This is a genomic window from Bradyrhizobium tropiciagri, from assembly GCF_018130545.1.
Lineage (GTDB): Bacteria > Pseudomonadota > Alphaproteobacteria > Rhizobiales > Xanthobacteraceae > Bradyrhizobium > Bradyrhizobium tropiciagri_A.
The window spans coordinates 20,440-42,101 of the sequence record NZ_JAFCKF010000007.1 but is presented as its reverse complement, the minus strand read 5'-3'; the positions used below and the strand labels follow the sequence as shown (position 1 = coordinate 42,101).

Genomic DNA, 21,662 nt, shown 5'->3' with positions numbered 1-21,662 from the left:
CCATGGCGCGCCTCAACATTCTGCAATTTCCGGACGCGCGGTTGCGCACGGTGGCCGAGCCGGTAACGTACGTCGATGACGCCGTTCGTGACGTGGTTCTGGATATGTCGGAGACGATGTATGGCGCATGCGGGATCGGTCTCGCTGCGACACAGGTCAACGTGCACCGGCAGATCATTACTGCGGATGTGTCTGATGGCGGCAATCAGCTGCACGTGCTGATCAATCCCGTGGTTGTCGATCAAGGTGGCAGCGCCGCGCTGGGCGAAGGTTGTCTCTCGATTCCTGATATTTTTGCAAAGGTCAACCGAGCGGCCTGGGTCACGGTGCGCGCGCTCGATATCGACGGAAAATCGCGCGAGCTATCTGCCGACGGACTGCTCGCCATGTGTATCCAACACGAGATGGATCACCTTCAGGGGACACTGTTCATCGACTATTTGCCAGATCGGGTACGGCGGCGGCTGAATGGCGTCAATGAGGTCGGCAGTGGAACTCGGAAGCGGCGGCGTTAGCCTCGCTGCTCACTGACGATGCCGCGAGCCGTAGCAGCCGCTACCGGTTCCACGCCGGCGTGAACGCGGTGATGAACATCCTCCCCACCGCTTCAGCCCAATTGGAGGAGCTCCGGGGATGGTCTGTAAATCTAGCCGGACTGCCGACTGGAAACAGGAACAGAACGCCCGCTGGAATCTCGGCCCTTCAGGGCCGAGAGTAGTCACACCGGCAAGCAGTCGCCCGTATCATCATGAGGCGGACTGCCAGTGCGTCCGGATGAGTGGATTGAGCAGTGCACTGCGCTCTTCGGGGAAAAACATGCGACCACCCGGGAACTCCTCAACGGTGACCGGCCCTGCGAGCGTATCCTTGAGCCAATAGGCCCATTTCACCGGGAAGAACGGATCGTCGGTGCCCCAGGCGACCAGTGTCGGGGCTTTCAGCTGTTTCAACTTGGCCTCCACCCGCACGGTCTGCGCATGATCAAAGCCTGTAATGAAGCGGACCAGATCGTTCGTCCGCTCAGGGCTGGTCAGATGCGGAAGGACATAGGCCTCGATCGTCTCGTCGCTGACAGCCTGCGGGTTTTCATAGGCCCCAGCCATGGCGTCCGGCCCCCGATAGAAATCCTTATCTTCGAGCATGCGGCGCAAGGTATCCGGCAGGCCCCCGGCGGCGACCATGTCGAGGAAGCCGGAAAAGTCCTTCGGCGGCCAGTTGTCATGGACGTCGCCGTTGGTGAGTACCAGACTGCGAACCCGCGCCGGGTTGCGGGCGGCGAAGACTTGAGCGACGCCGATGCCGCTATCATTGGCGACGATGTCGATTTGGTCGAGACCGAGCGCGTCAGCCAACTGAAGCAACATGTCAGCCTGGGCGTCGAAGCTGACGTCTTGGTCCGGTGCAATCTTAGTCGCGCCATGTCCCATCAGATCAATCGCGATGCAGCGACGCAGGTCTGACAGGTCTTCGAGCTGTTGACGCCAGAGCCACGCATTGACGATCACGCCGTGGATGAAAACGGCGGCAGGGCCATTGCCGAACTCAACATAGCTGATGCGGCCGGACGGCGTTGTGACGAACTTGCGCGCGGCTTCAAATTGGGTACGATTCATAGACTTTGTCTCCTTTTTTCTCTTGAGCGAGCCGTGATCTTGGCGCGCTGTTGGAATCTCGATCGGCAAAGAACCAGCACCCGGCGGACCAGCGCTCGGGTTGTTTGCGATTGAATCTCGAATTGACTAGTGGGAGGCGGCGCGCCGCGATCCTTTGATGTTCAGCCTGCGGGGAAGCTCGCTCGCGGCAGGTTACCCGTGTCGATGAACTGACGGGCGGCGTCGGTGAAACCGGCCCACGCAGCGTGCGCGAGGAAACCGCCGACACTAACGCGACGCACGCCGAGTTCCCCAAGTTCTGCGGCCTTCATGGCTGGGCTGACCAGCAGGACGTTAACTGGCTTCGGCGCGACGGCGTCGACGATCGTCTTGATCGCAGCTGGCTCTGAAACGGCAGGAGCATACAGAACATCCGCGCCAGCATCGGCATAAGCTTTGAGACGTTCGACCGTGGCAGCAAGGCTTGTGCGGCCAATGAGAAAGCCTTCCGAACGGCCGACCAACATCACGTTGGCGCCGCTGGTGTTGATGGCCTCGCGGGTAGCCCGAATGCGCTCGACGGCTAGTGGCATATCGTAGAGTTCGCTGCCCGTGCGATCTTCGATCGAAAGCCCCGCGATACCGGTATCAACGGCGAGACGGACGTTCGCTGCGACCTCCTCGGGCCGATCGGCGAAGCCGGCCTCGAAGTCGGCATTGACCGGCAAGTCGGTCGCGTTCACGAGGACGCGCAGATGCGCCAGTACCTCGTCCCGGGTCACTTGGCCATCGTCGCGCCCGAGAGACCAGGCGAGCCCCGCGCTCGTCGAGGCTAGCGCGGCGAAGCCAAGTGCCTGAAGCCGCTTCGCGCTTCCAACATCCCAAGGGTTCGGAAGCAGAAAATAGCCTTCCTTGTGGAGCGCGCGGAAGTCCGCACGCCGCTCTTCGATATCCAAACTCATACCGCTGTCTCCGGGCGTTGAAACGCTTGCCAGGAGTTGCTAATTGGGGTCAGCCCAAGATGCACTCCGTTCTTTGCTGTCGAAAACCTCTAGGGCAGGCTCGCATTGTGGCTGACCAGCGGTATCAGCGATTTCCGGATTATGGGTATCTTGCGATAGCCGTCGTAATTGAAGATTCAATCGGGCAACCGGTCGATCGCAGATCTCGCCGAGGGACCGCATCCTGGAGTGGGCATGCCCCTCTTGCGCGCTGCAAGCCCGGTCCTTCAGGGCCGGGTCTGGCCACGGCGCCGATGGGTCCGGAGCGTTTTTTAGGTTTTCCACGTCTTCGTGCGACAGGCCGCTTCCACGATTCGGGTTTCGATGCGCAGGCTGGTTCATGCTTCTGCGCAGGGCCGACCGCTTCAGGATCTACACCGACGCAACCCAGGAAGAGCTCTTCCGGCGAACCATCGGCTGCTGCCGGCTCGTCTACAACCTATGCCTCGATCAGAAGATCCTGGAGCGCGAGCGCAGCAGACCGAGGCAACTGACCGCCTTCGACCAGATGAAGGCGTCGCTCAAGGAGGAGTTCGACTTTCTCTACGAAGCGCCGAACCATCCACTCCAGCAGGCGACCACGATCTGCACAAGGCCTTCGCCAACTTTTTTCGAGCGGCGCGCCGGCTTCCCGACGTTCCGCAGGAAGGGCCAGAACGGCAGTTTTCGCTATCCGGATCCGAAGCAGATCAAGCTTGAAAAATGGGCTATTCGGATTTTGGTGTTGACCTGACTTTCGATTAACCATTTTCCGAAGCCACTGCTTGACCCGGAACGTAAGGCGAACGCATATCGATGCGTGCAGACCATCCGGATTCCCTACACCACCGACGCAGCCGGCCGCGATCTGATCGCCTCACTGCGACGTGTCCAGTCTGCGGCGATCCGCTCAGCCTACGCTAACGCGATGGCGCCAGATGGCAGCTTGGTCGTAGAGAAGGACGTGCGCGCCTTGGTCAAGGCGCGGTTTGGCACGGCCGTCCTGGATTCCTGGGCCCTGCATTGCGCCGCGCGTCTGGGACGTGCCAAGCGAAAGAACCACCCTGATGGTAAGGTCGTATTCGGCGGTCGCTCACAGCTCGAGCGACGACGGAAGGGACTAATCACCGAGGCGGAGTGGAAGTCAAAGCGTCTGCTGCCATTCGTCTCCTATGGCGATAGGCAGAAGGTGCGCGGCAATCAGAACGTCCATCTTCGCGATCCGCGAACCCTCCGACTGAAGATCGGGCGGTTTCGCAGCGGCCGCCGCGGCAAGCTAACGGTCGACATGGCCGATCTTCATTTGGCGCAGCTCACCGGTAATGCCGGGCAGATCATCAGCCAGGTCGCCGCGAAGTGCGCCAAGCCCGAGCAGCGCGATCGGATCAACGTCTCCTACTCGATCGACGACAAGTTCGTCTCCATCACGTTTGATCCTCAGGACCTGCCGGATCACCCGGAACGGCGGGCGCCGGTCGCCGCGATCGCAGGCCGCGCCGTCGGTATCGACCTGAACCCGAGCTGGATCGGGATCACGGTCGCGGAGAACATGACCGATCAGTCGCAGCTCGGCGAGACGGAGGCGCTGGACTGGGCGTTGATCAAGCTCGAGCACGCGCCGAACGCGCCGGCGGAAGTGGTGCGCGAGGTGCTCGCGGCGGCCGCGGACCGCGCCATCGGCCTGGCGCGCAAATGGGGTGCCGCCACGATTGCGATCGAGAAGGGTCTCGGCAAGCTGCGCAGCGGCGGCAAGAGCCGCAAGCTGAACCAGCTCTTGAACTACTGGGCCAGGACGCTCTTCGTGGCGATGCTCCGCCGCAAGGCGGGCCTTGCCGGCATCAAGGTGGTCGAGGTCTGGGGCGGATACTCCACCACGATCGGGAATTTACGGTTCGAGCTGCCGGACGCCTGCGCGGCCGCAGCCGAGATTGCGCGCCGCGGGTTTACGGGGCGCGCCAAGCTCAAGGATGTCCTGCCGGCCTTCGATGAAGGGTGGCGCGCACGCCTACGGAAGGACGTGCCGCTGCCCGCCGAAGCCGAAAGCTGGGCGGATGTCCACCGGGGTTTGAAAGCGGCGAAGACGATTGGCTACCGCCGCCCGCATCCGGACATGTGTCCGGATCCCGGAGGCCGCACCAGCGGCATTGCGGTGCGACGGCTCGGCCGGCGCCGGCGACCCGGGCTCCTCGCCCGGCCCGTCGGGACCGGCCGGCCCCAGCATGTCAGTTCGGAGAAACGTGAAATGGACCTCGAGTCCACACGGAAATCCGGATAGCCGAAAAATGCCGCATCTTCCTGCCGAAGGCGAGCTGGACGCGGATCGTCACCCACCGGCCGATCATCGGGAAGGTCAAGAACGTCACAGTCGCGGTCGTCGCCGGCGATTGGTTGCCTCGGTGCAGACGGAGCAGGAGACGCTGGTGCCGGTCAATCGCGGACCGGCCGTCGGGATCGACCTCGGCAGTGCCCAGGCGATCGTTCTCTCCGACGGGGCCGTCGTCGATCTGCCGCGCACCTCCGCGGATCGCAAGCGGCTTGCGACCGCGCAGCGGGCGGTCGCCCGGTGGCAAAAGGGTTCGCGCACTCGCGAGAAGGCAAAACGCAGGTTGGCCAGGTTGCAGGCCAGATACGCCCGTCGCAGGAGGGATGCGGCGCACAAGGCAACCACGATCATCGTCAAGAACCACGGCGTGGTCGTCACCGAGGACCTGAAGGTCAAACAGATGACCAGGACCGGACGCGGCACGGTCGCGGCGCCAGGGGCGCTCGTCCACAAGCGGGCGAACGAAAACCGGGCTCTGCTCGAGGTCTCACCTCGGACGATCCGGACCTTGCTGGAGTACAAATCCCTCTGGTATGGCTCGAAACTCGTCGTGGTCAACCCGGCGCAGACCTCGCAGACCTGCAGTGCTTGCCAAGCCGTCGATGCGGCGAGCCGCATCAGCCGCTCGCACTTCGTGTGTACCAGTTGCGGAAGGATGTTCGACGCCGACGTGAATGCGGCGAAGAACATCCTTGCCATCGGCATCAGCCCAACCGGAGGACTTCCGGGGATGGCCTGTGAATCGAGCCGGACTGCCTGCCGGAAGCAGGAACAAAACGCCCGCAGGCGGACGCTCGGCTCTACAGGGCCGAGAGTAGTCACTAGCCGACGCGCTCGATCAACGAAATCGCGGCAGCCGGATTGCGCTGTTTGAACCCACTAATGACGTAGAGAAAGACCTCCCGCACTTGAACGTCGGGCGGCGAAGCGGCTACGGTCTTCAATCCTTGCGGAATGCCACCCGCAGCCCATGTCTTTGCACGCTGAGACCATTGATTTAGGTCATGGTGGGAATATCCGAGCTCTTCATTTTCAGTCGTTCCCATAATGCGTGCATAGACAAATGACGTCGTCACGTCAGCGATCTGGGGATATTCGGAGTCGGCAGCGATTACGATGCCGACGTCATGCTCGCACGCTAAGGCGATGAAGTCCGGCGAGCGAAAGCTTTCGTGGCGGACCTCAACAACGTGCCGGATGCTGAGGCCGTCAACGGATGCTGGCAGAAGCTTGAGGAACGCACCAAAATCGTCGGGATCGAACTGCTTGTTCGGCGCAAATTGCCAGTTAATTGGGCCGAGCTTGTCCTTCAGTTGCGTGACGCCACTTCTGAAAAATCGTTCGATCGACCCGCCTGCTTCGGCAAGAACGCGGCGGTTGGTTGTGAACCGCGGACCTTTCAGCGAAAAAACGAAGCCGTCGGGCGCTTCGTCGCGCCATTTCGCGAAGCTTTCCGGCTTTTGCGAACCGTAGTAGGTGCCATTGATCTCTATTGACGTGACCTTGCGGCTTGCATATTCGAGTTCGCGCTTCTGGACGAGGCCCTCAGGGTAGAAGGAGCCGCGCCATGGCTCGTAAGTCCACCCGCCGATGCCGATGTGTATGGCCCCCGAAGCCTTCTCATGCACGCTCGAATCCTCGCGATTTAATCGGTCGGTGGGCAACTATTGTCTGGCGACGCTAGTGCGCACTCCGTGTCTTGCGCTCGAATTCGGGGCGCAAGATCTCCCCTGAGCGGTGACGCCCGCGTCCGCGGCCGATGCCTGCCTTCTCCCGGGTCTCCGGCCATTTGGGTAGGGGTTTTTGCAGCGCGACCGTTCGGCCGGCGGCGGCGATCCGGATTCCATGCCCGGCCCGTCGGGGAGGGACGCTCGCGGAAGGTGATAAACTGGCCATCCGGAACATCCTGTTGCACTCGCGCAGAATTCGGATTTTCGGCCGTCCGGGGGACGTTTTCGCCGGCCCGTCGGCACGGCCCGCGCAAGCAAATTCGAATAAGCGAAAATTTCATCTGCGGATCCGGATCGCGGAAATCGGGTGTCGCGGCATCGCCGCGCATGCAAAGCTTGAGGCCTGCTCTTGGTTCTCGATGGAGTGGGGCGACTGTCTGCGCAGTAGTGCCTCTTGCTGCCCGCCAAGGCCGAGGACTGGGCGATAGGCAGACGCCTCCGGATGCCGGCCATCCGGCTGGCGTGCTGCAGCCGCTTGGCCGCCGCCGGCGACCCGGATTTCTCGCTCGGCCCGTCGGGACCAGAGGGCCCGCCAGTCGGTCCGGACAAACCCGTCCCGGATCCACACGGATCTGGACAGCCGAATTTGAAAGCAAGGAGCGGAGTGCGGGAAAGTCGTGTTCACCCTATGTTTTCGTTCTAGAATGGATTTACAGGATACCTCCATGGAGACGGTCACCGAGAAAAAACTCAAGCCGGCGGGACCTCGGCCGGCCGACCTCGCGCAGGATCCACGATGGATGGCTGTTGTGAGTCGCGACGCCAGCCAGGACGGTAAATTCGTTTATTCGGTGAAGACGACTGGCATCTACTGCCGTCCTAGCTGCCCTTCGCGCCTCGCAAAGCCCATCAATGTCGCCTTTCATGCGACGTGTCAGGAGGCCGAAAAGGCAGGGTTCCGCGCTTGCAGGCGCTGTCAACCCAACAAGGCTTCGCTAGCTGAACAACATGCGGCGACAGTGGCCGCGGCATGCCGCCAAATTGAAGAAGCGGAAGAACTCCCCAAATTGGACGCGATTGCTGAGGCCGCTGGGATGAGCCCGTTCCATTTCCACCGGTTGTTCAAGAGCGTGACCGGGTTGACCCCTAAGGCCTATGGCGTGGCACATCGAGCAAAGCGCGTTCGTGCACAACTCGCGACAGGCAAAGGGAGCGTAACTGAGACGATATATGGAGCGGGCTTCAACTCTAATAGCCGTTTCTACGAGACGTCTAATGACATGCTGGGAATGACCCCCTCGGCATTTCGGGACGGTGGCGCCGATACGGCCATAAAATTCGCCGTCGGAGAATGTTCGCTAGGTTCAATCCTGGTCGCGTGCAGTGAGAAAGGTGTCTGTGCCATTCTACTTGGCGACGATCCGGACGTGTTGGTGCGCAATCTCCAAGATCAGTTCACGAATGCGATTCTGACAGGTGGGGACGCCGAATTCGAGAAAATGGTGGCGGAAGTCGTCGGTTTCGTTGAAGCCCCCAGGCACGGTCTTGACCTGCCACTCGATGTGCGCGGCACCGCGTTTCAGCAGCGCGTGTGGCAAGCCCTTCGAGAAATCCCAGTCGGCTCCACGGCTAGCTACGCCGATATCGCACGAGGTATTGGATCGCCGAAATCTGTGCGCGCTGTAGCGCAGGCTTGCGCGGCAAACGCCATCGCGGTCGCAATCCCCTGCCATCGTGTTGTGAAAAGTGACGGCGGATTGTCCGGCTACCGCTGGGGCGTAGAACGCAAGCGTGCACTGCTTGCAAGAGAGCAGTAGAAATCGGGCCGAGATCCGCTGGCCAAGTTGCGCCGTGGCGCGGCCCAAGATATCGGCGAGACGATAGCTACTCCAGCGCGCGTTTTGCGCGTGAAGATGCGCCTAGGGGCACTTCCTCAAAAATAGTCCGGCGCACAGGCTGCGCAGCCAGCGATTGGCCATGTCGTGATGATAGCGGGCGTGCCAGTGCTGCTTTACGAAGAACGGCGGAATCGGAAACGGGCAGGCGTGGATCCGCAATCCGCCGAGCTCCGCCAAGGTCTCGCCGATATGGCGAGGCAGCGTCACGATCAGATCGGAGGCCGCAAGGATACCGGTGAGCCCAAGAAAGCCCGGCAGCTGCAGCATTACCCGGCGTTGCAGCCCAAACCGCTTTACCGCCTCTTCCAAGAGCTGCTGTCCGGTGCCCGAGACGATGCCGATGTGTTCCTCCGCTTGGTACTGCGCGAGCGTGAGCGATTTCTTGATGCGCGGATGGCGCGGACCCGTCAGACAGATGAAATCTTGTGGGAATAGCGTCTGCTGGTAGAAGCCGGTTTCGAGGCTTGGAATGAGCCCGAGTGCCAGATCGGCTTCACCAGACTGCAACGCCTGAGGCATGGACTGGTCGATCCGCCCTGCCTCGAGCGTAACGCTCGGTGCAGCTTTGCGCACCGCGGCGAGTATCAGAGGCAGTAAGGTGATGTGGCTCGCATCGGTCATGCAGATGCGAAACCTGCGCGCGGCGGAAGCGGGGTCGAATGTGGCTTCCAGCTCACAAATGTGCCGAACGGAATGCAACACGTCGCGAATGGGTCCGATGAGCACGTCGGCACGCGACGTCGGCTGCATGCCCTCGTTGGTGCGAACGAATAGCGGATCGCTGAATTGCTTCCTGAGTTTGCCGAGACCGATCGAGATCGTCGGCTGACTAAGGCCCATCTCCTCAGCAGCGAGGGTCACATGGCGTTTGGCATGCATGGCCTCGAAGATGCGCAAAAGACGGAGGTCGATCTCCTCAAGGCTGGTCATAGCGGCCCCCACCATTAAGATTTGCAATGAAAGCTATTATCATCATTGCATAGCTCAAAAATGCGGACACGCCTAGGGTCCTCCCACTGCCCGGCCACACGGGCAAAAGGGAGCGCGACTGTGAGGGTTGGGATCGTCGGCGCTGGAGCGCTCGGCTCGGCAATTGGCGGCACACTTGCGGAAGCCGGCAATGACGTGCTGCTCGTCAACCGGAACCGGACCCATGTCGACGCGATCAATCGCTACGGCCTGACGATGCACGCCCAGGACAAGGATCGCATAGTCCCTGTTCGTGCTGCAGTCCCCGCGGAGGCAGGCGAGCCGGTTGATCTCGTGATCGTGCTCGTTAAATCCTTCCACACAGCCGAGGCGGTTACGGCCACCATCGGGCTTATTGGTCCGAACACGACTGTACTCTCTCTGCAGAACGGCCTCGGCCACGAGGATATCCTCGGTAACCTGATTGGGCGCGACAAGGTGATCGCCGGCAAGACCTATGTCGCCGGCGTCATGCTCGGCTCCGGCCAAGTCATCGCCGCCGTCGCGGGCAAGGAAACAATCATCGGCGAACTCGACGGCCGGGTCACACCTCGCATCGAACGCATCGCAGCGACTTTCGAAGCGGCAGGCATGCCGCTGGTCGTTAGTCGCAACATCTTGGGCGCGATGTGGGACAAGCTCCTCGTCAATGTCGCGACCGGTGCGCTGAGCGGCATCACGCGGCTCGCCTACGGCGGGCTCTATGCAGTGCCTGAACTTGAGGTGACCGCGACGGCCGCAGTGGCGGAAGCTATCGCGGTGGCGAAAGCAAGCGGCATCGCTCTCGAGACGGTTGATCCACACGAAGCCTGGGTAAAGGCCGCGAGCGGCTTGCCAGCGGAGTTCAAGGCCTCGATGTTGCAGAGCCTGGAAAAGGGCTCGGTCACCGAAGTGGATTTTATCAATGGCGCGGTGGTGCGTGCCGGCACAAAGACAGGTGTTCCGACGCCGGTCAACGCGACGCTGGTCGCTTGCGTCAAGGGGATCGAACGCGCGGCGTGCACCGCCGGGAGGAGATGACGATGGAGAATTCTCATCCGAATAAAGCCTACCTCGAACACGTTGCCTTCAAGGTGAAGGACATTCGCTGGCACATCCGCTTCTTTCGCGACGTCCTCGGTATGACGCTGCGCGAGGTCGACGGTGACCCAGCCTCGCCGCGCCAGGCCTGGACTTTTGGCGGCCTGCAATTGATGGCGGATCCGGAGTTCGAAGGGCCCGAGGGTCGCTTCGCTCATCTCGGCGTGATGTGCGAGGACGTGGATGCGGCGATCGCGGCCGCGCAGAGCTTCGGCGTTTTGCATCTCGACAAGGGACCGAACTGGCTCGTGCTGCACGATGGGCTGATCGTCGAACTCATTGCGGCAAGCCCCGGCACCGTCGCTGCTGTCCTCGCCGTCAATCCACGCGCTTGAAGAGCATCAAAGATGACCCCCGATAAGAAGCCGCACGAACGCTACTACGACGATGTCAGGCTCGGCGACGAAGGCGTCACGCCCGAAATCACCGTAACCAAAGAAATGATCCGCACCTATGCGGATCTTACCGGAGATCACACGCCGGTGCATGTGGACGAGGAAATCGCCAATGCCTCACATTTCGGTAGCATCGTCGCACATGGACTATTTGGTCTCGCGCTCGCGGACGGATTGAAAACGCAAGGCACGCTGCAATTTCCGCCCGGCGCTTCGCTCGGCTGGAATTGGGATTTTCTCAGGCCTATCCGCGTCGATGATCGCCTGCATGTGAAGTACCGCATCGATGCAATGCGGATCACGAAGAAGCCTGGCTGGGGCATTGTCAACCTCGCCTCTGAACTCATCAACCAGTCCGGCGAGGTGGTGCAGAAGGGCGAACACAAGCTGATGATCTTGCGTCGGCCGGGCGCCTCGCAGGAAATATCGCCATGAACACGCCCATCGCCACGCAGAATGCGCCGCTGACCGGTATTCGCGTCATCGACTACAGCCATTTTCTTGCCGGGCCGCATATGTCGCGCTGTCTCGCTGCTATGGGGGCCGAAGTCATCAAGGTCGAGCGGCCGAAGGCCGGTGATGCCGGTCGCGCCCATGGATATTTCAAGGATGGGCAGTCCGGCTATTTTCTGCAGCAGAATATGGGCAAGCAAGGGCTGTGCATCGATCTTAAGGACAAGCGTGGGCTTGCAATGATGCAAGATCTCATCAAGACCGCCGATGTGTTCGTCGAAAACTATCGCCCCGGCGCACTCACGAAACTCGGTCTCGGGTATGCCGAGTTGTCGAAACTCAATCCGCGACTCGTCTATTGCTCGATCTCTGCCTATGGGCACACGGGACCCGATTCCGCCAAGGCTGGGTTTGGTCTGATCGCGGAAGCCAAATCCGGCGCGATGGCGCAGCTGGGGACCCCCGGCGAAGTGCCGCCGTTGCTGCGAATGCCGATCGCCGACATGTACGCCGGAGTGCACGGCGTCGCAGCGATCTGCGCCGCGCTGGTCGGGCGCGCGACCAGCGGGAAGGGGCAGCATATCGATCTCGCCCTGTATGATTGTATGGTCTCGATGCACGACTACGCGGTGCAGCGCTACTACCTCAGCGGCGGCACCGATCTGCCGCAACGCACGGGTGCTGGCCAGCCGGATTCGCCTATTTATGGTGTCTTTCCCGGCCAGGACGGTTATCTCGTCATCGCTGCTCAAGTGGACGACGCGTGGAAGCGCCTCGCCAGGCTTATCGGCGGTGAGACCCTGGCTGCTGATGAGCGGTTCGCGAAGCCCGAGGGACGCGCGAAGAACTATGCGGAAGCGACCCGCATCGTGGAAGGCTGGACCAAGGAGCGAACGGTGAGGGAATGTCTCGCCGCGCTCGATGCCGCTGAGGTGCCCTGTTCTGCCGTGCAGACGATCGATCAAGTGCTGGCGGACCCACAGATCCATGCCCGCAACATGGTGATCGAGCAGCAGCATCCGTTACTCGGCATCGTGAAATTGCCAAACCTGCCGTTCCGTTTTTCCGATTGTGACACCACGCCGAAATTGCCTGCGCCTCTGCTCGGACAGCACAATCGCGCGATCGCTGCGTCCCTCGGCTATTCCGATACCGAGATCGACGCGATGACGAAGGATGGCGTCCTTTATTCCGAAACCGCGGCGGGCTGAGATGAAGATACCTCTGCGATTTGTTGCAGCTTCCATTTCACAGGAGGGAGATCGGCATGACGGACCGTTACGCCGTATTCGGTAATCCCCTGAGCCACAGCAAGTCGCCGCTGATCCATATGACATTCGCGCGGGACACCGGCGCGGACATCGATTACGGCAGGGTCGAGGCGCCGCTCGATGGCTTTGCCGCCAGCGTCGAAGCGTTTCGTGCCGCCGGCGGTCGCGGCATCAATATCACCGCGCCGTTCAAGCTGGACGCCTACGCGCTCGCCACCAGGCGGATGCCGCGGGCGGAATGCGCCGGCGCCACCAATTGCCTGAAATTCGAGAACAATGAAATTATCGCGGAGAATTTCGACGGCATCGGCCTGGTGCGGGATATCGAGCGCAATCTCCGGATGCCGCTCGCCGGCAAACGGGTACTGCTCCTCGGCGCGGGCGGCGCTGCGCGCGGCGCCCTGTTGCCAATCCTTGAGGCGCTGCCCTCCATACTAACGATCGTCAACCGCACCCGCGCTAAAGCCGACGCCATGCAATGCCAGTTCGCGCGCTTTGGCGCGATCCACGTCGCGAACGGCGACGAGGTTGGGCCCCGGTCCTTCGACGTCGTATTGAATGCGACCTCCGCGAGCCTGCGCGGCGAACTGCCGGCCTTTGCGGCAGAAAGTATCGCGCCCGGTGCGCTCGCCTATGAGCTCGCCTACGGCAAGGGATTGACGCCGTTTCTCACTTTCACCAGGTCGGCTGGCGCGGGACCACTCGCCGACGGTGTCGGCATGCTTGTCGAGCAAGCGGCAGAGGCCTTCGCCTGGTGGCGCGGAACGCGTCCGCGAACCAGGTCGCTGATCGACGATTTGACGATTCCGCTGGAGTAGGGCCGAACGGCCAGCAGGAAGAACGCCCGCCGGGCGAATTCTTCAAGAATCCGCGGCACCAGCGCACGAGAAGATTTCTGGGCGAGATTCTGGGGGGACACTAATCTTGGTCGATCGAGCATCATCAACAGCGACTTCAGGACGCTTTAATTTCAACTCGAGAAAGCCATGAACTAGAGATCTGGAGAACTCAATGAACCGCCTTGTCTATATCCTCAACGGCCCCAACTTAAACTTGCTTGGCAAGCGCCAACCTCACATCTATGGCCACGAGACGCTTACCAACGTCGAGGCGGAATGCCGCAAGGTCGCAAGTGAGCACGGGTTGGAGATTCGATTCCACCAGTCGAACCGTGAATACGAGATCATCGACTGGATCCACGAGGCGCGCGAAACTGCTATCGGGATCGTGATTAATCCTGCTGCATTCACTCACACATCGGTTGCGATCCTCGACGCGTTGAACACCTTCGAACCGACGGTCATCGAAGTGCACATCTCGAACGTGCACAAGCGCGAGACCTTCCGCCATCACTCCTATGTCTCGCTGCGCGCCGACGGCGTCATAGCAGGGCTCGGGATCCAGGGCTATTCGCTCGCGATCCAGCGCATCGCCCGCCTGAACGAAACCAAGAAGTGAAAGGGAATTTGTTATGGCAAGAGCTGTCAACCTCGCAGTGCTGGGCGCCGGCCTGATCGGCAAACGCCACATCGAGCATATCATTTCGGAACCGGAAGCGGAGCTCTACGCCATCGTCGATCCTTCGCCGGACAGCAAGGAGTTGGCGGCGGTAAAACGCGTGAAATGGTATCCGAATTTTGCCGCGATGATCGCCGAGGGCAAGCCGGATGGCATCATCGTCGCGACTCCCAACCAGATGCACGTTGCCAACGGCAATGAAGCTATTGCCGCCGGAGTTCCGGCCCTGATTGAGAAGCCCATCGCTGACGATCTTGGTGAAGGACTCAAGCTGGTCGAGTCAGGTGAAAAAGCCGGCGTTGCGATCCTCACCGGCCATCACCGGCGGCACAATCCAATGATCCAGCGTGCGAAATCCATTATAGAGCAAGGCCGGCTCGGCCGGATTGTTGCCGTGCACGGCTTCTTTTGGCTGATGAAGCCGGACGACTATTTCGATGTGCCGTGGCGGCGTGAGGTCGGTGCGGGGCCCGTGCTGCTGAACCTAATTCATGACGTCGATCTCTTGCGCTATCTCTGCGGTGAGGTCGAGGCGGTGCAGGCGTTCCAGTCGAACGCCGTGCGGAATTATCCCGTCGACGAAACCACCGTCGTCATCCTGAGGTTCGCGAACGGCGCACTCGGTACCATCAATGTCTCTGATACGGTGGTTGGCCCCTGGAGCTGGGAGCAGACCACCGGCGAGAACTCGGTGTATCCCCGTACTGACCAGACCTGTTACCACATCGGCGGCACCCACGGTTCGCTGTCGGTGCCGCGCCTCGAATTGTGGACCAACGAAGTCAAGCGCAGCTGGTGGGACTCCTTCAAGGTCGAGCGTCACATTGCGCCCGACAACGACCCGCTCCGCCTGCAGATCCAGCAATTCTGCCAGGTTATTCGTGGGCAGGAAAAGCCTCTGGTTTCCGGCCGCGAGGGATTGATGACCTTGAAGGTGATCGACGCGGTAAAACGCGCGGCGTCGAGCGGCGAGCTGGTGAAAGTTGACTAATGGTCATTTCAACCGGCGCGTGGTTCGTCCGCGATAGACTGGCACCGCCAGCCTTGGGATGCCGGAAAGGCGGTGACGGTGACGGGCAGTCTTTGCGTGGAGATCGAATACGCTCTTGCAGCTTGAAGATGTTCCACCCGTCGATACTCGAAAGCACGTCGGCGGTGTGGAGAGCTCAGACGTGCTTGAGCCTTTCCGCCGACATCGCTTCTGTCACTGCCGGATCCTGAGCGACACGTGCGTAGTGCTCTAGCAAATGGTCGAGACCGGCCAAGTCGAGTTGGGTGACTTTAGCCCAGCGCACCAAGACAAAAAGATAGGGGTCAGCTACCGAGCGCTGCTCACCGGCGATCCACTCGTTGGCCGTAAGCTGGGCATTGAGAATCTCGAAATGGCGCCGCAAGGCTGTTCGAGCAATTTGCTTGGTTGCTTCCTGCGCCGCGGCGTCTCCCGGAATACGCTCGGGATGGAGCAGCGGTGAGAACGCCTTGTGGACGTCGGAATTGATGTAACCAAGCCAGCGATTTACACGAGCTCGACCGAGCGGGGTACCGTCGCCGCACAGCTTCGCCTCGGGATACAGGTCGGCAAGGTAGTTGAGAATAGCGATGTTCTGGCTCAACATGTTGCCATCGGGCAATGCGAGTGCCGGAACTGTCGAAGATGGGTTGATCTTTTGCTGATAATCCTTGGACTGCCTGGTGTCATAGTCGACTTTGTTCAGCGAATATTCTGCGCCGAGCCAGCGCAAGACGATGTGAGTGGCCAGTGAGCAATAGCCAGGCCAGTAGTGAAGTATGTACATTTGGATTCCAGTCGTAGAGATGGCACCTACGATCCCACTTTCGATGTGATCAATCACAACCATAAATTGGCTGGCGGAAGCCAAAAATGACGAACTTCCCTCATTTTAGGACGTTCAGAGCGCTCGCGTCGTGATCTAGCATCGATCGAATACGCTAGCGCGTCTGTAATCCATTGAAATCGCTATCCGGAATATTGAATTGGGGCCAGCGTTTCTGTCAGCCCGACGCCTTATCCATTTTCGGGCTATCGGACCGAAAGGCGCCGGTTTGAAAGACGAAATCAACGAATTCAAACGCAAGAATCGGAGTGCAGAGACTTGATTGTTTGGAATGGTGGGTGGCGTCCAATTTCATGCAGAAGTGTAGTCTATGCGGAATGCCGTGATGTCGAATTCATGCAATCGAGGTGGTGCAGATGCCGAGGTGGAGCTGGCCGACACTCAAAGATCGGAAGTGCGCGCGCGAGCGATTGCTGAGATTCAGCGCATGATCTGGTTCCGGAGAGCCAACTCCGAGTGTCTTGATGATCCCGAACCGGTAGATGTGTCGTTCGACGGCAGCAAGTTCAACGTTGTCGGGCGATAGTCTGGCTATTTGCGCAGTGATTGGCGATCCTCGCATCCTAATCCGATTTAGCGAGCGAGCGGTTACGCGACCCAACTTAGACTAAACACCGTCCCGACCTGCGAACGGGCTAAGAGCGGGACTTATGAAGCTAGCCGACGTGACGTGCCCACACTGTAGAGCTGGCTTCCAGCGGGTCGAGCTGTCGTCTATGTCAGGCACCAAGAGCGAATATCGCTGCCCGGTCTGCGACACTGTTCTCGAACTTCTCGACGGCAATACGCTTGTCGCGTATCGCCTTACGGTGCAGCCCACGACCGTAAGAACTTCGAAGGCGTAGGCCGCCCTGATCGGCGGCACCTTATTCATTCCGCCGCGGCCGCGACGTGGAACCGCATGAGGGGGGCGGCAGCGCTCGGCTGCCAATCGCGCTGAAGGCCGCTTACTGAATTTGAAAGCAAGGCCCGGAGTGCGATGAGCCGCGCACACAAATCTCAAGGTTCAGATGTGACGCCAGTTTCGACGACAGGTTCGTATACTCAGGGTTGGCTTGAAGGTCGTCGGGGCCATCGAAACGCGCTGTAGTGGGCGGGCACGGGTGATCATTGGTCGCTGAGTTTCGACTGTTGAGCTCGCGGTCGGCTGAGCGTTTTACCGGCTTGCCACGCTGAAGATTGAGGTCAACTGGCTCGAGATCATTTCCCAGTTTCGAGAATCACTAGGCAGAATCGGTCAGAAACTGCTCATTGATCGTTCGGTTGAGCGCTAGATTTGTTCAACGCGGCGTGAAGAGCAGTCCTGTGAGCCGATTAAGGTTAATGGATGATACAAGCTTCTCTCCTAATTGGAACGAACCGGACAGCTTCTGCCCCGGATCGAACAGGGAGAGCCATCATGAGCAGCAAGTTGAAGTACGATGATGATCGCAGTAGCCGACTGCGCTTCATGCGCATCGACCGGGAGACCGGCGAGGCCTTGCGCGAATTTTGGCCAGTGGTGGAAAGGGCGCTCCCGGGAGTTCTCGAAGGATTCTATCGGCACATCGCGGGAGAGCCGAAGTTGGCGAAGCTGGTGGGCAACCAGATGGCGCGTCTAAAGAGCGTCCAAAGTTCGCATTGGGCGCGCCTGTTCAACGGCGGCTTCGACGAGACCTATGTTCAGGGTGTTCGAACCATCGGCCTAGTACATAACAAGATCGGTCTGGAGCCGCGTTGGTATCTCGGCGGCTACGCATTCATCCTTTCTCATCTAACCGATCTCGCGATTGCCACCTACGGATGGAAAAAGAAGCGTTTAGGCGAGGTCATTACAGCGGTAAATAGCGCTGTAATGCTCGATATGGATCTTGCGATTTCGGTCTACCAGGAGGCCATGCTGGAGGAGCGGGCAAGCCGTCAGAAAGCTGTCGATGGTCTTATTGCGGACTTCGAAAAGCAGGCGACCGTCGCACTGGAGGCTTTGGCCGCAGCTTCCACCGGGTTGGATGTCACGGCCAAAAACATGGCTCGGACGGCGGAAGCGACGACGCAACGGGCAACCAACGTTTCAGCAGCATCAGAACAGGCATTGACAAATGTGCAGTCCGTCGCGTCGGCTGCCGAGGAGATGACGTCTTCTGTGATTGAGATTGGTCGGCAGGCCCACGAATCGGCGCGGATATCGGGGGAAGCGGTAGAACTCTCGCGTAGCGCCGATCAGCGCATTCATTCGCTCTCCGAAGCTGCCTTGAAGATCGGCGCCGTCGTCGAACTCATCAATACGATCGCTGGGCAGACCAATCTGTTGGCGCTCAATGCGACAATTGAGGCGGCGCGCGCCGGCGAAGCTGGGAAGGGCTTTGCGGTGGTCGCGTCCGAGGTCAAGACATTGGCGGAGCAGACCTCGAAGGCCACCAGCGAGATCGGTCAGCAGGTCGCGGGGATTCAATCCGCGACGCAGCAAGCCGTTACGGCGATTCAGGAGGTTGGCCGCATTATCGGGCGCATTTCCGAGATCGCAAATGCGATCGCTGCCTCCGTGGAAGAACAGGGGGCGGCGACACATGAAATTACACGCAATGCGCAGCAGGCCGCGCAAGGTACGGGTGATGTTTCGTCTAATATCGCAGGTGTAAGCCATGCCGCGAGCGAGGCCGTCGCCGCATCAAGTCAGGTGCAAACGGCGTCGGCCCAATTGGCAAAGCAAGGCGAGACTTTAGGCGCCGAAGTCGAGCGTTTCCTGGAAGGTATTCGCGCGGCTTAACTTCAGGGCAGCCTAAGTTTTTTGAATAAGTTGCTGTGACGGCCGCTCTTTCCGTCGCGAGCTATGCTCAGGCTGCCAATTTTTCAGCACGTGCTTCGCGGGAGGGCGCGACGACTCTTATCGTCGCACTCCCTTGCGTTTGCCCTCTCGCGCGCCGAAAGCCCGATCCTTGAGCCGGGTCCAGGCGCGCGCCGACGGCGGAGCCGAGGAGGACGTTTGTGATCTCTGCGCGCGAACCACAGCTTTCCATGCCATCCTTGGTGCGCAGGCATAATCGTGCGTTCGTGCAAGGCCTACAGCTTCGGGGGCTACCGCGCGCAGCCCAGGATGAGTTCTTCCGACGGACCATCGGCTGCTGCCGGCTCGTCTACAATCCATGCATCGATCAGAAAATTCCGAAGCGCTAGCGTAGTAGACTGTGGCCACTGATCAACTTCGACCAGATGAAGGAACTGACGTCGCTCGAGGGGGAGTTCGATTTTCTCTACGGAATATCGAACGATCCGCTTCAGCAGGCAATCCACGATTTGCCCAAGGCCTTCGCCAACTGTTTCCAGGGCGCCGGCTTCCCGACATTCCACAAGAAGAGCCACCGAGTTGCAAACACTATCGCACGGTACCCCGCTATCGCTGGAGCGTCACAAGCGCACGACTTGGCGAAGGGCCTAGTGACTATCATTGGCAAATACACTTGAGCGTCCGATCGTGCCAGTCCAGCGTCTCGTATATTCGGACGCTTAGTCGTTCGTTTGCACTGTCAACAAGAAGGCCCAGATATTGTCAAACGTCGCGTCGTCGATGATGCCCTCCCATGCGGGCATTCCCTTATCGGGGCGGCCTTGATTGACTGTTTGACGAAAAACGTTGTGGCGGTCGTCCCCATATCGTTTGGTCAGTCGCCGAAGGTTTCGGGGCCGCTCACCTTGCACGGCGTCGGGGCCGTGACAGTGGGAGCAGTATTGATTGAAAGCTTCCCGCCCTTCGGTTGCAGCATCTTCTGCTCGCGCGGCCGGAGAGGGGACAACAACCAAAATTCCGACGCAGCCGAGCGCACCAAGGGCCATGCAGAGAAGTGGTTTCATGTGATCTATCCGATTGAAAAGAAGCGCGCCGATCCAGAGGATCGGCGCGCCGTCTTGCGATCTTATTTGTCCAGCGCGAACACCACGACGTAACCGCCCAGCGGGCTCGCGGCTATCGCCCGCTCACCAGCCTTGCCCATGAACGAGACGGCTCCTGCGCCGCGCCCTGCGACGACGGCCAAGTATTGTTTGCCGTCGATCATGTAGGTGATTGGGCTTTGGTTCACCCCGGTGCCGAGATTGAACTTCCACAGAACCTGGCCGCTCTTTGCGTCGACCGCGTGCAGGAAGCCTCGGATATTCCCGTAGAACACAAGACCGCCCTTGGTCGTCATGGTCCCGCCCAGCAGCGGCAGATCCTCTTTGATGACCCACGCCGTCTTTTGGTTAACCGGATCCCAGGCTAAAAGTCGGCCTGGGTCGGGCCGCTGAGGAGGCGTGTCCATCCGAAAGTCGGCTCCGAGGTAGAACTTGCCGGTTTTTTTCTGCTCTTCCTTGCCCATGATATCCATGCACATTTCCATGGCCGGGATGTACACAAGACCGGTATCAGGGCTGTAGGAGACCGGCGGCCATTGTTTGCCACCGAATAGAGAAGGGCAGACGTCCTTTGCCCAAACGTTGAGGAATGGCCGCTTGCCCACGCCCTCGATCGGCCTGCCCGACTCGGGATCTACGCCCGTCGCCCAATTCGTCTCGACATAGGGTTTCGCCGAGATGATCTTGCCGGTCTCGCGGTTCATCACGTAGAAGAAGCCGTTGCGCCCGGCTTTGAGGAGCGTGTGTTCAACGCGTCCCTTAATGTCGATGTCCGCCAGAACCTGTTCGTTGACACCGTCGTAGTCCCAAGCGTCCGCGGGAGTGTCCTGATAGGACCAAACGATTTTCCCGGTCTCCGGATTCAGCGCGAGTGTGGAGGCCGTATGAAGATTGGTGTACTGGCCGATATCGGGTTTGCTGGCGCCTCGCGGCTCGGTGCTCCACGGCCCTGCGTTGCCCGTGCCCCAATAGAGCAGATTCAATTTGGCGTCGTAGGCCCCGACGTTCCAGAATGTTCCTCCCCCATTCTTGCCGGAGTCACCTTTCCATGTTTCGCTGCCGGGTTCGCCGGGAAGTGGGGTGGAATACGTGCGCCAGACAAGGCTACCGTCGGACTGCTTATAGGCCTGGAGGGCACCGCGAACGCCAAATTCGCCGCCGGTATATCCGGTAATGACCAGATCTTTAATAAGCATGGGTGGTGATGTGATGCCCGCGCCCTGCTTGTAGTCGTTGACCTGCGTCGTCCACAGCTCTCTGCCGGTCTCGGCGTCAAGCGCTGTAAGCTTAGAATCGAGCCGGCCGACAAAAAGCTTGCCATCTTTGTAGGCCAATCCGCGGTTGCCGATGCCGCAGCATGTATACTGTTTGAAGTCTTCCGGAATATCTGGCTCGTAAGTCCATTTGATCGAGCCATCCTTGGCGTTGAGCGCAAAAATTGTCTTGGGGCCCGCTGAGGAGGTGACGTACATCACTCCATTGATGACTAGCGGGGTTGACTCTTGCGACTCGAGCGAGCCGAGCGAGCGCATCCAGGCTACGCGAAGACCGGTTACATTTTGGGTATTTATTTGTGACAGCGTACTGTATCGGGTATTGCTCGTGTCCCCGCCATAGGTAACCCACTCGTCTCCTGAATCCGCCCTCGCGTTCGTGTATCCGGCGCAAACGCCGGCTAGTACCATCGCCGTCGCGGCGGTTCGCCTCAATCGTGATTTCATGCGCGTTTTCCTTCTTCGTCCGATAAGTCACGCCACACGCGCCGGTTGACGCGCGTCAGCCTCTTCCCC

General features: G+C 60.1%; 22 protein-coding genes and 1 pseudogene. 16 read left to right on the top strand and 7 right to left on the bottom strand.

The genetic code is table 11. From position 1 onward, the window contains the following. The first annotated feature begins 2 nt into the window (after positions 1-2). A complete protein-coding gene (def, locus tag JQ616_RS28230; RefSeq protein ID WP_212020277.1) occupies positions 3-515 on the top strand; it encodes a peptide deformylase in 513 nt (170 codons plus the stop codon). Between the two features lie 231 nt (positions 516-746). Here def and JQ616_RS28225 read toward each other — a convergent pair whose 3' ends face one another. Beyond that, positions 747-1,613 carry an alpha/beta fold hydrolase gene (locus tag JQ616_RS28225; RefSeq protein ID WP_212020273.1) on the bottom strand — a complete coding sequence of 289 codons (867 nt, stop codon included), beginning with the start codon at positions 1,611-1,613 and terminating at the stop codon, positions 747-749. A 161-nt stretch (positions 1,614-1,774) separates the two neighbouring features. Then, on the bottom strand, positions 1,775-2,554 hold the full coding sequence (locus JQ616_RS28220; RefSeq protein WP_212020272.1) for an isocitrate lyase/PEP mutase family protein: 780 nt from the start codon (positions 2,552-2,554) through the stop codon (positions 1,775-1,777). Between the two features lie 379 nt (positions 2,555-2,933). On the opposite strand from JQ616_RS28220, the gene JQ616_RS28215 reads away from it, so the two are divergent. From JQ616_RS28215 to JQ616_RS28205, 3 genes are all read left to right on the top strand, one after another. Continuing rightward, positions 2,934-3,326 (top strand): helix-turn-helix domain-containing protein, encoded by a 393-nt coding sequence (locus JQ616_RS28215; protein WP_212020271.1) that lies wholly within the window; start codon positions 2,934-2,936, stop codon positions 3,324-3,326. A gap of 66 nt (positions 3,327-3,392) precedes the next feature. Continuing rightward, positions 3,393-4,847: a hypothetical protein gene (locus tag JQ616_RS28210; RefSeq protein WP_212020268.1), complete on the top strand. Its 1,455-nt coding sequence runs from the start codon at positions 3,393-3,395 to the stop codon at positions 4,845-4,847. Between the two features lie 7 nt (positions 4,848-4,854). Next, complete coding sequence (locus tag JQ616_RS28205) at positions 4,855-5,769, top strand: RNA-guided endonuclease InsQ/TnpB family protein (RefSeq protein WP_212020262.1); 915 nt, start codon at positions 4,855-4,857, stop codon at positions 5,767-5,769. Here the strand turns inward: JQ616_RS28205 and JQ616_RS28200 are convergent. Next, on the bottom strand, positions 5,717-6,523 hold the full coding sequence (locus JQ616_RS28200) for a DUF72 domain-containing protein (RefSeq protein ID WP_212020257.1): 807 nt from the start codon (positions 6,521-6,523) through the stop codon (positions 5,717-5,719). The genes JQ616_RS28205 and JQ616_RS28200 overlap by 53 nt on opposite strands. Before the next feature lie 767 nt (positions 6,524-7,290). Here JQ616_RS28200 and ada point away from each other — a divergent pair. Next, positions 7,291-8,382 carry a bifunctional DNA-binding transcriptional regulator/O6-methylguanine-DNA methyltransferase Ada gene (gene ada, locus JQ616_RS28195; RefSeq protein WP_212020252.1) on the top strand — a complete coding sequence of 364 codons (1,092 nt, stop codon included), beginning with the start codon at positions 7,291-7,293 and terminating at the stop codon, positions 8,380-8,382. 102 nt (positions 8,383-8,484) lie between these two features. Here ada and JQ616_RS28190 read toward each other — a convergent pair whose 3' ends face one another. Continuing rightward, on the bottom strand, positions 8,485-9,393 hold the full coding sequence (locus JQ616_RS28190; protein ID WP_249137363.1) for a LysR family transcriptional regulator: 909 nt from the start codon (positions 9,391-9,393) through the stop codon (positions 8,485-8,487). A gap of 120 nt (positions 9,394-9,513) precedes the next feature. Here JQ616_RS28190 and JQ616_RS28185 point away from each other — a divergent pair, with 120 nt between their 5' ends. The 8 genes and pseudogenes from JQ616_RS28185 to JQ616_RS28155 all read left to right on the top strand — a co-directional run bounded on the left by JQ616_RS28185 (position 9,514) and on the right by JQ616_RS28155 (position 15,140). Continuing rightward, entirely contained in the window at positions 9,514-10,452 is a 939-nt protein-coding gene (locus JQ616_RS28185; RefSeq protein WP_212020244.1) for a ketopantoate reductase family protein, read from the top strand. 2 nt (positions 10,453-10,454) lie between these two features. After that, entirely contained in the window at positions 10,455-10,847 is a 393-nt protein-coding gene (locus JQ616_RS28180; protein WP_212020242.1) for a VOC family protein, read from the top strand. A gap of 12 nt (positions 10,848-10,859) precedes the next feature. Then, positions 10,860-11,342 carry a MaoC family dehydratase gene (locus JQ616_RS28175; protein WP_212020240.1) on the top strand — a complete coding sequence of 161 codons (483 nt, stop codon included), beginning with the start codon at positions 10,860-10,862 and terminating at the stop codon, positions 11,340-11,342. Next, positions 11,339-12,571, top strand: coding sequence for a CaiB/BaiF CoA transferase family protein (locus JQ616_RS28170; protein ID WP_249137361.1), 1,233 nt, complete (start codon positions 11,339-11,341; stop codon positions 12,569-12,571). Before JQ616_RS28175 ends, JQ616_RS28170 begins: the two co-directional genes overlap by 4 nt. 56 nt (positions 12,572-12,627) lie before the next feature. Next, complete coding sequence (gene aroE / locus JQ616_RS28165; RefSeq protein WP_212020238.1) at positions 12,628-13,449, top strand: shikimate dehydrogenase; 822 nt, start codon at positions 12,628-12,630, stop codon at positions 13,447-13,449. After that, positions 13,404-13,553, top strand: a pseudogene (gene glnQ, locus JQ616_RS39915) (glutamine ABC transporter ATP-binding protein GlnQ); the annotation flags it as partial. The gene aroE and the pseudogene glnQ, both read left to right, overlap by 46 nt. Positions 13,554-13,642: 89 nt before the next feature. Then, on the top strand, positions 13,643-14,089 hold the full coding sequence (gene aroQ, locus JQ616_RS28160) for a type II 3-dehydroquinate dehydratase (protein WP_212020236.1): 447 nt from the start codon (positions 13,643-13,645) through the stop codon (positions 14,087-14,089). A 13-nt stretch (positions 14,090-14,102) separates the two neighbouring features. Further along, positions 14,103-15,140, top strand: coding sequence for a Gfo/Idh/MocA family protein (locus JQ616_RS28155; RefSeq protein WP_212020234.1), 1,038 nt, complete (start codon positions 14,103-14,105; stop codon positions 15,138-15,140). A 175-nt stretch (positions 15,141-15,315) separates the two neighbouring features. Here JQ616_RS28155 and JQ616_RS28150 read toward each other — a convergent pair whose 3' ends face one another. Continuing rightward, positions 15,316-15,945, bottom strand: coding sequence for a glutathione binding-like protein (locus tag JQ616_RS28150; RefSeq protein ID WP_212020232.1), 630 nt, complete (start codon positions 15,943-15,945; stop codon positions 15,316-15,318). A gap of 370 nt (positions 15,946-16,315) precedes the next feature. On the opposite strand from JQ616_RS28150, the gene JQ616_RS28145 reads away from it, so the two are divergent. From JQ616_RS28145 to JQ616_RS39910, 3 genes are all read left to right on the top strand, one after another. Then, positions 16,316-16,531 (top strand): hypothetical protein, encoded by a 216-nt coding sequence (locus tag JQ616_RS28145; protein ID WP_212020230.1) that lies wholly within the window; start codon positions 16,316-16,318, stop codon positions 16,529-16,531. Positions 16,532-17,404: 873 nt separating this feature from the next. Further along, positions 17,405-18,751, top strand: coding sequence for a globin-coupled sensor protein (locus JQ616_RS28140; RefSeq protein WP_212020229.1), 1,347 nt, complete (start codon positions 17,405-17,407; stop codon positions 18,749-18,751). A gap of 248 nt (positions 18,752-18,999) precedes the next feature. Further along, positions 19,000-19,158, top strand: a complete 159-nt coding sequence (locus JQ616_RS39910; RefSeq protein WP_433996014.1) for a helix-turn-helix domain-containing protein — start codon at positions 19,000-19,002, stop codon at positions 19,156-19,158. Positions 19,159-19,488: 330 nt separating this feature from the next. Here JQ616_RS39910 and JQ616_RS28130 read toward each other — a convergent pair whose 3' ends face one another. Further along, positions 19,489-19,833: a c-type cytochrome gene (locus JQ616_RS28130; RefSeq protein WP_212020227.1), complete on the bottom strand. Its 345-nt coding sequence runs from the start codon at positions 19,831-19,833 to the stop codon at positions 19,489-19,491. A gap of 62 nt (positions 19,834-19,895) precedes the next feature. After that, positions 19,896-21,593, bottom strand: a complete 1,698-nt coding sequence (locus tag JQ616_RS28125; RefSeq protein ID WP_212020226.1) for a PQQ-dependent dehydrogenase, methanol/ethanol family — start codon at positions 21,591-21,593, stop codon at positions 19,896-19,898. Positions 21,594-21,662: the final 69 nt, after the last annotated feature.

Coding starts and splice junctions, on each gene's coding strand:
- JQ616_RS28150 (WP_212020232.1), bottom strand. CDS start 15,945: ATGTACATACTTCACTACTGGCCTGGCTATTGCTCACTGGCCACTCAC.
- JQ616_RS28220 (WP_212020272.1), bottom strand. CDS start 2,554: ATGAGTTTGGATATCGAAGAGCGGCGTGCGGACTTCCGCGCGCTCCAC.
- ada (WP_212020252.1), top strand. CDS start 7,291: ATGGAGACGGTCACCGAGAAAAAACTCAAGCCGGCGGGACCTCGGCCG.
- JQ616_RS28170 (WP_249137361.1), top strand. CDS start 11,339: ATGAACACGCCCATCGCCACGCAGAATGCGCCGCTGACCGGTATTCGC.
- JQ616_RS28225 (WP_212020273.1), bottom strand. CDS start 1,613: ATGAATCGTACCCAATTTGAAGCCGCGCGCAAGTTCGTCACAACGCCG.
- JQ616_RS28155 (WP_212020234.1), top strand. CDS start 14,103: ATGGCAAGAGCTGTCAACCTCGCAGTGCTGGGCGCCGGCCTGATCGGC.
- aroE (WP_212020238.1), top strand. CDS start 12,628: ATGACGGACCGTTACGCCGTATTCGGTAATCCCCTGAGCCACAGCAAG.
- JQ616_RS28175 (WP_212020240.1), top strand. CDS start 10,860: ATGACCCCCGATAAGAAGCCGCACGAACGCTACTACGACGATGTCAGG.
- def (WP_212020277.1), top strand. CDS start 3: ATGGCGCGCCTCAACATTCTGCAATTTCCGGACGCGCGGTTGCGCACG.
- JQ616_RS28190 (WP_249137363.1), bottom strand. CDS start 9,393: ATGACCAGCCTTGAGGAGATCGACCTCCGTCTTTTGCGCATCTTCGAG.
- JQ616_RS39910 (WP_433996014.1), top strand. CDS start 19,000: ATGCCATCCTTGGTGCGCAGGCATAATCGTGCGTTCGTGCAAGGCCTA.
- JQ616_RS28130 (WP_212020227.1), bottom strand. CDS start 19,833: ATGAAACCACTTCTCTGCATGGCCCTTGGTGCGCTCGGCTGCGTCGGA.
- aroQ (WP_212020236.1), top strand. CDS start 13,643: ATGAACCGCCTTGTCTATATCCTCAACGGCCCCAACTTAAACTTGCTT.
- JQ616_RS28125 (WP_212020226.1), bottom strand. CDS start 21,593: ATGAAATCACGATTGAGGCGAACCGCCGCGACGGCGATGGTACTAGCC.
- JQ616_RS28140 (WP_212020229.1), top strand. CDS start 17,405: ATGAGCAGCAAGTTGAAGTACGATGATGATCGCAGTAGCCGACTGCGC.
- JQ616_RS28205 (WP_212020262.1), top strand. CDS start 4,855: ATGCCGCATCTTCCTGCCGAAGGCGAGCTGGACGCGGATCGTCACCCA.
- JQ616_RS28215 (WP_212020271.1), top strand. CDS start 2,934: ATGCTTCTGCGCAGGGCCGACCGCTTCAGGATCTACACCGACGCAACC.
- JQ616_RS28145 (WP_212020230.1), top strand. CDS start 16,316: ATGCGGAATGCCGTGATGTCGAATTCATGCAATCGAGGTGGTGCAGAT.
- JQ616_RS28180 (WP_212020242.1), top strand. CDS start 10,455: ATGGAGAATTCTCATCCGAATAAAGCCTACCTCGAACACGTTGCCTTC.